This window comes from Arthrobacter sp. fls2-241-R2A-172 (assembly GCF_030208885.1).
Taxonomy (GTDB): Bacteria; Actinomycetota; Actinomycetes; order Actinomycetales; family Micrococcaceae; genus Arthrobacter.
Map to the genome: position 1 here is coordinate 529,426 of NZ_JARVTB010000001.1, position 12,129 is coordinate 541,554.

The following is a 12,129-nucleotide window of genomic DNA, read 5'->3' on the forward strand; positions in this document are numbered from 1 at the left end:
TGCTACGGGGCGCTTAGCCTCTAAGGCATTTCTGGTACTGCAACCATTCGATGCCGTACCGCAGCCATCCCACAATGTCGTACCACTTGGACGGCTTGGTGGGCGGGGTGCACTGCGGCGGGTTGGGTCCGCTCGTTGCCACCTTGACCAGGGCCTTCACCACCGTTCCGGACTCGACGGCGGTCAGCACCAGGGTGCCGGTACCTGCGGCCGCTGCAGCGGGCACCTTCACGTTGACGGTCGCCGCGCCGGCGGATACCGGGACGTCCCCGAGTGCCACGGAGGCGCCCTTGGCGTCGATAAAGACCGCTTTCAGCAAGGTGTTCGCAGGGCTGCCGATGGAGGTCAGGTTCAGCTTGGAGACCGCCAGCGTGATGGATTCGCCAGCCTTGACCTCGGCTGCGGTGGAGTTTGCCACAGCAACTGAGCGGCGCGCGAAGTCCGGCGAGACGGGGTTGTGCGCCTGAAGGTACTTGATCCAGGCGTCACGGTCCACCAGGCCGGTGTCTTTCGTGTTGCTGCCCTCCTTGAAGACCCGGAAGTTGTCACCGCCGGTTGCCAGGAAGCTGAAGGTACCGATCCTGTACTGCTTTGCGGGGTCGATCACAGCGCCATTGACCCAGATGCCGGTAATCCGGTCACCCGCAGGACGGGCAGCATCGTAGGTGTAGTTGACGTTCTTGGACACCCCCAGCTGCTGGTACGGGCGGCTTGGTACGGTACCGTCCGGGTTGGTCTGCCACTGCTGCTCCAGGAGCGTTTTGAACTGTGCACCCGTCAGGGACGTGGTCCACAGGTTGTTCACGAACGGCAGGACCGCGTTGGCCTCGGCGTAGGTGATGGTGCCATCCGGCGCGTAGTACAGCTCGTTGCGCAGGCCGCCGGGGTTGACGACGCCGATTTCCGCCGCGCCGAGTTCGGGCGCCTTGAGCGTGTCCACCAGGGAGTCCGCTACCAGGTTGCCCAGCGTGGATTCGCTGGCGCGGTCGTCCCGCTTGGGGGCGCCTCCGGCAGGGTCCGGGGTGAATGCTGTGGTGATATCGGCGGTCACGGCACCCACGGCCTGGTTGCCGATTTCAGCAGCCTGGGCCAGGGCCTTATCCACGATGGTTTTCACTGCGGCCGCCCGCGGGTAGGCCGCGACGAGGCTTTCAGCGGTTTCGGTGGTCCTGTCCACGACTGCTGCCTTGTAGGCGGTGACGGACTTGGTTGCCGTGTCGACGGTGAGCGTTACGCTGCCCACGTTCTCGCCGTAGTTGCCGGTCTGCACGATCGGGCGGGTCTTGCCGGTGGGTTGGCGGTTGGCGTCAAGTACGGGCGCGTCCCAGGCGTACTCCTTGTGGGTGTGCCCGGTGTAGATGGCAGCTACGTCAGGGGTGGTTTCGTTGACGAGCTTGGCGAACGGGCCGCCCGCGGCAACTTCCTGTTCCAACGTGGCGCCCTCGGGGGTACCGGAAGCGGCGCCGTCATGGTTTTCGACGATGATAAGGTCCGCCAGCTTTTCGGCCTTGATCTTCGCAGCCACCCGGTTGATGGCGTCCACGGGGTCGCCGAACTCAAGATCGGTGATCCCCGCGGGGGTTACCAGGGAAGGAACTTCCTGGGTGACCGTACCGATGACCGCTACCTTCATGCCGTTCATGTCCAGGACCTTGTACTCCGGCAGGACCGGGGTGGTGGTGCCCTTCTGGTAAACGTTGGCGCCCAGGTAGGCGAACTTTGCGTTGTTGCCTCCGGCGATGACGCGGTCGCGCAGGTCTGACCAGCCGCCGTCGAACTCGTGGTTGCCCACAGCGGAGGCCTGCAGCTCAAGTGCGTTCAGGACGTCGATGGTGGGCTGGTCCTTCGCAACCGAGGATGCGAAGAGGGAGGCGCCGATGTTGTCGCCCGCGGATATGAAGGCAGTCGCGCCGGGCGCTGCTGCTGCACGGAGCTTCTCAACCGTTCCCGCAAAGAGCACCGTGTTGGCGTCGATCCGGCCGTGGAAGTCGTTGATGCCCAGGAATTGCAGGTCAACGGTGGCCGGTGCATCCGGAGTCAGGTTCAGGCCCACCACCACGGGATCGTGGTCGCTGGCCCGGAACTCGTCCGGGGCATAATAGTTGGTCACATTGTTGTTATACCGGCTGTATTCCAGCGCCACTGACTCCACGGAGTTGATGTTCCAGATGTCGGTTCCCGTGACCACCTTGTGGGCTGCCGGGGACGCCAGGATGTGGTCGAGGGAGCCCACCATGCCGCCGAACAGGTAGGAGTGCTTGCCGGTGCCGACCTCAAGGTCGGTGTACCCTGCGCCGGTGAGGACGTTGATGGGGTCCTCCTTGGAGTAGGCGTTGAAGTCACCGATCAGGAAGACCTTGTCAGTGCCCTTGGAGGCCTGGAGGTCCTTGGAGAAAGCCAGCAGGGATTCGGCCTGCTTGGTGCGGGCAACGTTGGAGGCGCCCTGGCCCTTGTCGGTATCGTCCGGGGTCGCTGCGGAGCCCTTGGACTTGAAGTGGTTCACGATCGCGATGAATTTCTTGTCATCGCTGCCGCCAACCGGCTTGAACACTTGAGCCAACGGCTTACGGGCGCTGGCAAAAGCCACGGTGTCGTTGTGGATGATTGACTCGCCGACAGGTTCGGCCGCGGCTTTTTTGTAGATGAAGGCGGTGCGGATCATGTCTTCATCGCTGAGCGGGGGAGCGTTCGCTGGTGTGCGCACGTAATCCCACACGCCGGGAGTCTTGACGTTAAGGGACTCCACGAGCTTGGACAGGGCGTCGTCGCGGTTCTTGCCGAACTGGGCCGAGTTCTCGATCTCCTCGAGGGACACGACGTCGGCGCCCGATTTGGTGATCGCAGCAACGATCTTGGCCTGCTGGCGCTCGAAGTTCTCTGCGTTGGCAGCGCCGCGGGCGTTGCAGCCATCCTTGACGGTGATCGGGTTGCCGTCGCGGTCGGTGTAGAAAACACAGCCAGTGAGTTGGTCACCCGTGGTAGGGAAGTAGTTCAGCACATTGAAGGAGGCCAGCTTGAGACTGCCACCCACGTCTGCAGGACCTTCGGGGCGGGTGGAGGTGAAGGTTGCAGGCTGGACGGACGCGGCGTTTGCGGGGCTCAGCGCCGTCAGCGGCTGGAACTTCCACGAATTGTTCCCGTACCCCAGGATGACATCGGTCTTGAACGTGGCGGGCGAACCGACACGTACGGGGTCCGAAGGGGTCAGGTAGGGCAATTGCTGGGCCTTAGTGGCGGCGTCCTTGAGGAAGTTGGTGGACGCGCCGTCGTCGAGCTTGATGCCGCGCAGGGCGTTATCTGCCACCACGCCGGCATACTCGGGGGAGCCATAAGCAGCCACCGCCGTCGGCTGGACCAGCGGGGACTTGCCGGCCGCGAGGCCGATCTCGCCGTACTGGTTCAGGGAGTAGTTGTCAGTCACCGTGAAGTCACCCTGGGGTGAGACAAGCATGCCTTCGAGGCTTTCGCGGGCGGCCTCGTTCGCCGGCAACGCGAACGGCGTGGCCTTGACCTCGGGTGCCGCTTCGGCGAGCTTCTTCAGCCCCGCGGCTTCCACTGTGATCTGTGTTTGGTTGGCAAATTCGCTGACCGCGCCGGTGAGTTCCAGGTAGTCGCCCGGCTGGACCGTGGCCGCCGTCGTGGGTGAATAGACGAACAAAGCGTCCGACGCCGTCCTGGCCGCCCCTGCGGCGTCGCCGCCGGTGCCGGGGGTCTGGACGTAGTAGCCGTTGAACCCGCCGGTGGCGTAAACGGCGGTGACCTTGCCGCGGGTGGTTACCGTGCTGCCGACTAACGGGCTGGCCGTGCCGGTGCCTTGTATTTCCGCGATGGTCTTGATACCCGGTTGCGGCCCAGGATCGGTGGGCGGCGTGGTGCCAGCCGAAGGCGTGGGGGTGATGGTGGCGCTGAGGGTGAAATCAGCGGCATTGGAATCGGTGTCAACGCCGTTGGTCCGGTTGAGGCTCTTGACGTCTGAATTACTGGCGGGAGCCGTTGCAGGCGCAGTCTCAAAAGTGTTGGACGTTCCGTAACCCAAGAGATCGGCGATGGCGGCGTTGGCCGTCACTGAACCCGCGGGAAGTGGGGACACGGCGGTGCTCTGCTTCGCCAGGACCAGTGTCCCGGTGGTTCCGCTCGGGTTCAGGGTTCCGGAAGCCTGAACATCCGGCGTGGGGAGGGCCGGCGCCGTAGAGGAGGCGCTGTTGCTGGCCCCTTGGACCAGGAAGTAGCCCTTTGCCGGGATGCTCCCTGTCAACGGAGTGATTCCCGTCGGTGCTGCGGTGGCGGTGCCCGACCGGTATTGCAAGGACCAGCCAGCCAAGCTGACGGGCGCGTCGGAGGAGTTGTAGAGCTCCACGAATTTGTTCTTGAAGGCCGCGCCGCTGCTTCCGCCGCTTAGATAGGCCTCGTTGATGACCACCGGCGATGTGCCCGCCGGCGTGGCGGGATCGTCCGCCGCCATGGCCGGGACAGCCGTCAACGGGGCTGCAAGCAACCCCGCCGACAAGGCCGTTCCCGCCAGTAATTTCCAATGGTGTTGGTGCATCCGCTCTAACTTTCATTAGGGAGCCCTGTATGGCCCTGTGGACGACGCCCACCTTCTTGTGAAGTGGGCGCTGTTCCCGGAAGTTACTCCGGGGTAAAGCTGCCTCAGACGTAGCAGAACACGAACGGATGAATGGGAAGTGGACCAGTGGTGGCCGGAGAGTGCCCCCACTGTCCTTCTTTACTTGGCGGCGCCCTTAAGGGTCCCGGACGTAGCTGCGCCGGACGCGCCGCCGATCAGGCAGACGATCTCGCGGTCATCGGCCTTCCACGTATCGGTAGTGGGGTAGAAGTAGGTCAGTTCCAGGGTTGATGAATCAAAGGGCACGCCCACGAAGCTTGCGAACTCGGAACCGCAAAACTCTTCGGATTGCTTCTCAACCTCGGACTGGCCCGGGTAGGTGTCGGCCACAATGTTCTTCGCCGCGTACGCCTCGAGATCGTGTTCCTGCTCGCAAGGAATGATGGACACGTCCTTGACCTCAGTGCCGGAAGGCTCCGCGATGCAGTCGCCCACCTTCACTTTGAAGGCATCCGCAACAGATGTTTCGGTGGGTTTTCCGGACTCGTCCCGCTTGGCGTCCCCGCTGCTGATCAGCGAACAACCCGACAGGGCCAGGGTCGCCAAGCACAACACGGCGGTGGCTTTGATGGTTTGTGAAAGGTGCTGCAACTCAGGTCCTCGTTCCCCAAGGACCGCAGGGGGAGATCGTGGATGCCCACTCTGCGGCCAAACAATGAGGGACCGGTCAGGGCACCAACGCCGAACGATCCCCCAGGATCGGCGGTGGGCGGGTGGAGCCGGGCGCCCCTGGGTAGGAGGCGCCGGGCACCACCCGGAAATCAAAAGTCTAAGCGGACTGGCCCAGGTCCTGGATGACCTTGAATACTGCGCCGGTGGGATCAATGAGCGTCGCCAGGCGGCCGAACGGTGTTTCTTCCGCGGCATGCATGACTGTTGCTCCCAGGGCGAGGGCTTGCTCTACTGTGGCGTCGGTGTTCTCAACCGCGAAGTAGACGCTCCACATGGACGGTACTTCGTCAGAGAGTACGCCGGCGGCATCCATGATGCCCGCCTTCGCGTTGTCTCCTGCGCCCAGGGTGGTGTAGCGGAACTCCGGGGTATCACTCATGACATTCGTGTCCCAGCCGAAGACTTTCTGGTAGAAAGACACGGCTGAGTCGTAGTCCTTGGCAAGGAGTTCGTGCCACGCCGGTGAGCCCGGTTCTGCAGCTACTTCGAAACCCTTCATCTGACCGAATTGCCAGGCACCGATGGATGCGCCCGAGGAATCGCCGTACATGGCCATGCTGCCTTGCTCCGGAACATCCATTGGCTCCATGTAGACCTGGCCGCCGTTGGCCGCTGCGGCTTCCGTGGTGGCCTTGATGTCATCCGTGCGCAGGTAGGTGGACCAGAGGTCCGGCATGGCACCCATGTCGGCCTGCTTCTGCATGATGCCGGCCACCAGCTTTCCGTCCTTGGATGCGGTGATGTAGCCGCCGTACGTCTCCTCATCACCGGTTTCGTAGGTCCATCCGAAAAGGGCGTTATAGAAGTCCTTGGCTTTCTCTGTATCGGACGTCATCAGATCGATCCAGCACGGTGCGCCGGGGGTGATGTCAGGCGTAGGCATAGGTCAGGCTCCTGTTGTAGTTCCGCGGTAAAGCTGCGGTTTAGGTCAGAGGTGTGGAGACAGGTAGAACACTATGCGGGGGGTCTGACAGTTTCAATGATGTTCCGGTTGCCGGTTCTCAGTTAGCCCGGACGCACTGGGATCACGGGCACAAAAATGCCCCGGGTTTGGAACCCGGGGCATTCATTGGCGGAAGGTAAGGGATTTGAACCCTTGGTACGGGGTTACCGCACACTGGTTTTCAAGTTGTCGGTGGTGTTCCGCTTCAGTTCGCTTCAGCCCGAAACAGCTGATTTCATCAGAATCTAGCGGCATCTGGGTGCTGTCCGATGATGGGCTATTTCTGCTTCAACTGAATCGTCTGGCCACAGTTTGGCCACTGCGGAGCAGCCATGAGCGGCTTGGGCACTGATCAGGCGAAGGGGTCCTTTTCCGGTTCTTCCCACCATCGGTCCTCCTTGGCTGATTTTTCGCGGATCCAAATAACCAGCTTGTCGATGTCGTCCTGGCCAAGCAGCCTGGTGCAAAAGCCGGACTGTCGGCAGTATCGGCGGAGTTCGGTCTTAGTCATCCCTAACTCTGGCGCGACGTCCTCCGGTGTGCGGAACTTAGCTTTGGGGAGGGTGTCCACGTTGTGTACACCCTCTGAATCCTCAGGGGTCTGCAGATCGTGCCTCCCCTTCTCTTACCCATTAAGCGTGCGCACGGGCCAATGGCCTACTAGCGGTTCGGTCGGCAGATCTTTGAGCCATTGGGCGAGGTCTTCCCCGCCATTGACGCCCTTCGTGTCGGCGTAGCGGGCAAGGAGGTTGCCGGCGGCTACGTGGTGCTTGAGTGTTCGGACGCTGTACCCACTCGCCTCGGCAGCTTCCTCGAAGGTGAGCGCCAGTTTCGGTATCGTCATGTCATCGATCCTCGATACTCGCTGAATGAGTTTCCCCCATGGATCCTGTCGGCACCAGCGGGAGGTCTCCAATGACTGAAGAACGTTCCTACGCGACCACTCAGGAGATGGCAGCAAAGTATAGGCTCAGTGATCACACGGTGCAGCACAAGGTGCTGGATGGAGCGTGGCCCTGTGACCGTATTGGCCGCCTCTACCGCTTCTCACCAGCGCAGTAAGATGAGATAGCCCAGATTGTCTCAGGAGACAGACAGAGGCCGCGTACATACGACAAAAAACGGATCAACGAGGCGCTAAGGCTACTCACCGAGGGAAGGTGAGGAAACGCGCCAAGTCGCACCTTGTCTAGCCCTGCGGAAACGCTATGCACTTATGGCACGGTCTCGGCCCGGCGCCACGATCACCCTTGAGGGCGGGTGAGGTTTCCCGGAGGCCCGGGGCGTGGAGGCCCGGTTTGCACTGAAGCGACCGGGGGTGTTGCTGGTGCAACGACTTTTAGACCAAAAGAAGTAGCAAGAATTTTGTCTACTTCGAGCTGCTGCTCGCGTGATATCTCCCCTGCAAGCTTATCCAGACGCATCTTGGACACGGTCATTACTTGGAATCCAAGTACGGAGCCCTCCACGTCCATAGGATCTCCCTTAGGCAGGAAGAGGGTGACTGGGCTTGTGCCGTTCCTCGTGCTTTCCTTGACTTTGGTTGTCATCGCAGCAACCACCACGGTATCCATGACCTTGTTGAAACTGTCCAAGCTAATGACAAGCGCAGGCCGGTGGCCTTGTTGCTCAGAACCGCGTCCGGGGCTCCAATCCACCCAGTAAATCTGACCGCGTCGAACGACGTTGGGCGTGGGTGGCAAAAGGTTAGACGTCACGCGTATCTGAGGCTGAGGTATGCCACATATCTTGGGCCATCTCGTGTGATTCTTGAGCCCATTCTGCGAAGGCTTCTTCGAGGGTGAGTTCTAACCCGGGTTGCGGCGCTGAATCCACCACGTTGTGACCAGAGGTCCGTATCCCGGTGACTTCGACTGTATAGGGCGCCCGTACTAACGTGTCAGAGCCAAATGATTGAAATTGCATTGGCGATACCTCCCGATAGGGGGCTGCTGCCGCAGGTGCGCAACAGATGATGACAGCTACCGCAGGCCCCAGTGCCTTCGATGCGATCATTCTGTAACTCCCGCGTTTCTAAGTGCTTCGTTAAGTGAGTCTCGTAAGGCTACAACTGACTGCATTGGGAGGTAGAAGTTACCCACCACTACAACTGGCAACGCCGCGATGCTCTGCGCCTGACCGGCGCTGACTTCACCCTTGAAAATAGGCGGGTTGACATGACCAAGATGGATATACATCCCGGTTGGGTGCCCGGTATTTCCGTCAAACATTGCATGCTGTATAAGAACCTGGTTAGCCACGGCCGGCAATGCTCGGGTGTCGTATTCCCACTCGGCAGCCACGGCCACTTGCTCATGTGACTGGGGGTGCAGAGGTGTCTCAGACATAGTTTGAGTATTACATATGGGGTCAAATCCGCCCACGGGCGCCAGTCTGCTTTCAGGTGGTTAGGGCAGGACTCGCCACGTAACGGCACGATCCATTCAGATGTTCCCGGTCATCTCTTGCGTCATTTCGTAGTAGGACTTAAGTCTCGGGACAGGGTATCTAGTCAGCCCGTGGAGCCGCCGGATGCTAGCAGCGTCGCGGGTAAGCCCATTCGCTTGGAGTACCCCAGATGCCTTGCTAATGATTGAGCTGAGCCGGGCGACTTCAGAGCGCAGAGCTTTTAGTTCGTTCCAATCTTGAACCCTTGAAGCGCCGAGCCATCCTCTGATGATGACTGCGGCTTCAGTGAGGTCCTCAATCCGGGGACGAGTGGACGATCCATTCCAGGTCCATCTCTTGTAACAAATCCGTCCGAGGGCAGCGTCCTCCAGTTGCTCTTCAGAGACTCTGCCCAGCTCCACCTCAAGGGCGCCTTGGATCTTTCCTGGGTCGCGGATGGCAAGCCGGCGGGCCAGCTCCAGGGTGTCTTGAAGCGAAATGATGATTGCACCATCATCCTCGAAAGACAGGCTACCGACGAACTCTTCCAAGCGAATTGAGTGCCGCACCTCGAACGAATCTGGGTTTTCTACGGCAGTTACGCCATGGTGGTTCCCTACCCAGTAATTGAGCGAACCTGCCTCGTCAAAGCATCCGAATACCAGCTCAACCACTTCGGCCTGCACATCAGAGGCATGAGCAGAAGCCGCTGCTATAGCCTCCCACTTCGCCTCGATTTCCTTGAAGTGTTCGACGTCCTCCCACCGGCACTTGAGCCTGCCAATGGGCACCCAGGCCTCTTCGCCTTCTTCCTCCACCGCAACGAAGGCGATGTAGGCGCGATGAGGGTGCTTGACTCCCAGCTTGACTACTCGCACCTCTTGAAAACTGTCGTACTTACGGGCTCGATAAGCCCAGTGGGAGTTAACCGCCAGTTCTGAAGCTCGCTTGACCATTGGCAGCCTTCACTCGGCATCGTCGTAGAGGCCGCCTGGGTTCGGTACCTGTTTAGAACATTTCGTTTCGTGCGTGAGGTGCTTCTTGAGCCTCGTTGGGGAAGTAATCCAATTTATTACGATGCTTGCTTCTGACCAATCCGATTTGCGCATGCGGCCCGTGAAATTGAACTTAGCACCAGGCTCCAAAACGGCAAATGCCTCATGATAAGCAGCTGTAATGCCGAAGGGCGTGGCATTGGCGAGCGGGGTGGACATCAATACCCTTGTGCCGTCTGAAGCTTCCACGACGACGCTGAAGCCTTTAGCATCGCCGCAGTTCATGGCCTCGCCGCGGAACGAGACCATGTCAGGTGGCACGATTTCGGGGCTGTTAGGATCGTCCTCCAAAATCCAAGCCCAAAGCTGAACGATCCAATCAGCTTCAGGTCGCGCCCGTGCCTCCGCGACCTTGTTTATCACGTGGACGGTCAGGCCGGTCAGGGCACTAGTGGTAGCGGCCGTGGCACCTACCGCAGTCCAGATGCCCGGATCAGACATGGATGCCACCCAGCGTTGCTGGCGGGTTCGTCTTCAAATCAACTAGCAAGGATGAGGGGTCCAGGGACCACCTCACGATCCGTTCTCGCGTTTTATGGGCGAGGTCATGCGCGGTAATGACTGGATCGGGCTCGAACCGGCCGTCGAGGATCCCAAATATCTGCTCGCCGAACCATTCCCCCAAATTTCTCCCTGCGCTGTTGCGGTCGAGGCTCAGAAGGGCCATGAGATCGCGAACCTCGTTGTGTAGTCGAAATACCTCCGAGTCCTGAGAATCTTGATCCGTCATCATCAATAGGTCACATGCTTTGGATACAAGCAATACGGCGCGTTCAGCAATATGCCTTCTCCAGTCCGACCACGCCGCTTGTTCCTGGGCAGCGAATGCTGCTTTCAGTTCGTCTTCCCGCCGTCTAAAGTCCCGTCTTTGCGACCATAGACTGAGCAACACCGACCCAATAACAGCAACAAGCGTGAACATGCCGGCCCAGAGAACCTCCGGACCGTTGCCAGCATCTGAAAAATCAAGACCCATAGCGTTGAGTCTCTCATCTTGGCTGACATGGCCTTGGCTATACCGGTCAGTGCACAGCCACCACACACCACCCAGACACAGACGGAGCCCGGAAATGCGGCTGCGCTGGTCGCCCCGTTTATGTCGGCGGCTCACAGTATGCTGCACTTGGATCCGCCCATGGCTCCCACGAATCTGAGAGGTCCATACCTTTGACAACCAATGATGTAACCCCGTCCTATGATTTCTCCGCCGATCCCCACGGCTTGACCAAAGAAGATGTTCTCGGCCAGGACTTTGTCTTTGACGTAATTCTTAAGGGAAATGTGGGCATTGCCAACGACAGTGACGGTGAGATTTCCTTGACCGTGGTCATCGATGGCCAAGTCATTTCAGGGATCGCAATCAGCGCCAAAGCCTGGCGAGAAGGCATGGATGCGTATATCCGTCCCGGCTTCCCTAAGCTTGCCGACAGCGTAGGAACCTTCCTGACAGAACTGTTCGCTGACCTCGAAGAGACGAGGAATGAGCGCGTCGAAGCTGACGTTCCGGCGGCTGCTGTTAGATACCTGCATCTGCGAGACGCATACATCCTGTCAGGAGGGGCAAGCCACCATGCGCCGCTTTGGCGAGGAGACTTGCGGAAGCTGTCTGGTTGGTCTTTGGGAAGCGTAAATACCCCGGAGGAAGTTTCAAAGAGCTCTGAGTGACAACGGAGGCGCTCCCATGGCCTACCTTGGGAGCGTCTCATCGTAACCGGTCATTTTTTCAGACCGTTGCTATAGTTTGGCCAAGCTGCTCACCGACCAAGAAAAAGACATGCTCGACCTCGCCAGGGAGCACTTCAGGCACGCTGGTTACCTGGACTCGGCAGCCATGGAACGCCTCGGGCTCAGCCCACGTCGGTGCTGGCAGGAACCGAGCTATCTCGTACGAACCGAAGCGGCCGCGGCGTACCGTCCAGCTTTCATGGCAAGGATCAACAATCGCCGGCGCCACCAAACAGCGCGGATAACCAGCAGCCCGCACCAGACCCGGTGACCAGAGTCTGCCGTGTACCCCGGGATCCGGTCAGCGTACTCGCGGAGATGCAGCCGCAAAGCAGCCTCACGGCCTGAGGCTCGGCCCCGAACATCCCGGATCACTGCCGTGGGGGGGTCTTAGGATCGGACGCCACCCGGCCCAAGATCTGCGGGGTGGCGAAAGTCGCCGCCCTCGCCAGACGCTCCGGAGTGACGTCCTGACGGCTGATCACGCCAAAGACCACCTCCTTGTGGGCCTCAGGTGTCATCAACGCCTCCGCCACTTCAGGGCGGATGCTCGCACGCGACAGAACAGCTACAGCCGCCCGCCAATCGCCACCAAGGACTTTGCGTTCGAACTCGTCCATACGGCGACCGTACGTCCAGGCTCCGACACAGATGCAAGCGCAGTAAGCCCTCGCACACCCGCCCAGTAAGCTGCCTTCATGACCCTGTACCTGATGATC

Annotated in this window: 13 protein-coding genes; 2 read left to right on the forward strand and 11 right to left on the reverse strand. The window is 60.3% G+C overall.

Annotated features, from left to right (window positions below):
• Window positions 1-13: 13 nt before the first annotated feature.
• From QRM57_RS02485 to QRM57_RS02525, 10 genes are all read right to left on the reverse strand, one after another.
• Complete coding sequence (locus QRM57_RS02485) at window positions 14-4,546, reverse strand: ExeM/NucH family extracellular endonuclease (protein ID WP_284985461.1); 4,533 nt, start codon at window positions 4,544-4,546, stop codon at window positions 14-16.
• 180 nt (window positions 4,547-4,726) lie between these two features.
• Complete coding sequence (locus QRM57_RS02490; protein WP_284985462.1) at window positions 4,727-5,218, reverse strand: septum formation family protein; 492 nt, start codon at window positions 5,216-5,218, stop codon at window positions 4,727-4,729.
• Between the two features lie 178 nt (window positions 5,219-5,396).
• Window positions 5,397-6,182 (reverse strand): VOC family protein, encoded by a 786-nt coding sequence (locus QRM57_RS02495; RefSeq protein WP_284985463.1) that lies wholly within the window; start codon window positions 6,180-6,182, stop codon window positions 5,397-5,399.
• A 412-nt stretch (window positions 6,183-6,594) separates the two neighbouring features.
• Complete coding sequence (locus tag QRM57_RS02500; protein ID WP_284985464.1) at window positions 6,595-6,753, reverse strand: hypothetical protein; 159 nt, start codon at window positions 6,751-6,753, stop codon at window positions 6,595-6,597.
• A gap of 114 nt (window positions 6,754-6,867) precedes the next feature.
• Window positions 6,868-7,086, reverse strand: coding sequence for a hypothetical protein (locus QRM57_RS02505; protein WP_284985465.1), 219 nt, complete (start codon window positions 7,084-7,086; stop codon window positions 6,868-6,870).
• Between the two features lie 400 nt (window positions 7,087-7,486).
• A complete protein-coding gene (locus QRM57_RS20930) occupies window positions 7,487-7,960 on the reverse strand; it encodes a type II toxin-antitoxin system PemK/MazF family toxin (RefSeq protein WP_350309815.1) in 474 nt (157 codons plus the stop codon).
• A 294-nt stretch (window positions 7,961-8,254) separates the two neighbouring features.
• On the reverse strand, window positions 8,255-8,590 hold the full coding sequence (locus QRM57_RS02510) for a hypothetical protein (RefSeq protein WP_284985466.1): 336 nt from the start codon (window positions 8,588-8,590) through the stop codon (window positions 8,255-8,257).
• 96 nt (window positions 8,591-8,686) lie between these two features.
• Window positions 8,687-9,586: a hypothetical protein gene (locus QRM57_RS02515; RefSeq protein ID WP_284985467.1), complete on the reverse strand. Its 900-nt coding sequence runs from the start codon at window positions 9,584-9,586 to the stop codon at window positions 8,687-8,689.
• Between the two features lie 9 nt (window positions 9,587-9,595).
• Window positions 9,596-10,126, reverse strand: coding sequence for a hypothetical protein (locus QRM57_RS02520; RefSeq protein ID WP_284985468.1), 531 nt, complete (start codon window positions 10,124-10,126; stop codon window positions 9,596-9,598).
• Window positions 10,119-10,661, reverse strand: coding sequence for a hypothetical protein (locus QRM57_RS02525; protein ID WP_284985469.1), 543 nt, complete (start codon window positions 10,659-10,661; stop codon window positions 10,119-10,121). The genes QRM57_RS02520 and QRM57_RS02525 overlap by 8 nt, the downstream gene beginning before the upstream one ends.
• A gap of 191 nt (window positions 10,662-10,852) precedes the next feature.
• Here QRM57_RS02525 and QRM57_RS02530 point away from each other — a divergent pair, with 191 nt between their 5' ends.
• Window positions 10,853-11,350, forward strand: coding sequence for a GvpU-like protein (locus tag QRM57_RS02530; RefSeq protein ID WP_284985470.1), 498 nt, complete (start codon window positions 10,853-10,855; stop codon window positions 11,348-11,350).
• 76 nt (window positions 11,351-11,426) lie between these two features.
• The gene (locus QRM57_RS20935) at window positions 11,427-11,681 is read left to right on the forward strand and encodes a DUF3263 domain-containing protein (protein ID WP_350309816.1); all 255 of its coding nucleotides are present in this window, start codon (window positions 11,427-11,429) and stop codon (window positions 11,679-11,681) included.
• A 100-nt stretch (window positions 11,682-11,781) separates the two neighbouring features.
• Here QRM57_RS20935 and QRM57_RS02535 read toward each other — a convergent pair whose 3' ends face one another.
• On the reverse strand, window positions 11,782-12,030 hold the full coding sequence (locus QRM57_RS02535) for a hypothetical protein (RefSeq protein ID WP_284985471.1): 249 nt from the start codon (window positions 12,028-12,030) through the stop codon (window positions 11,782-11,784).
• Window positions 12,031-12,129 lie beyond the last annotated feature (99 nt).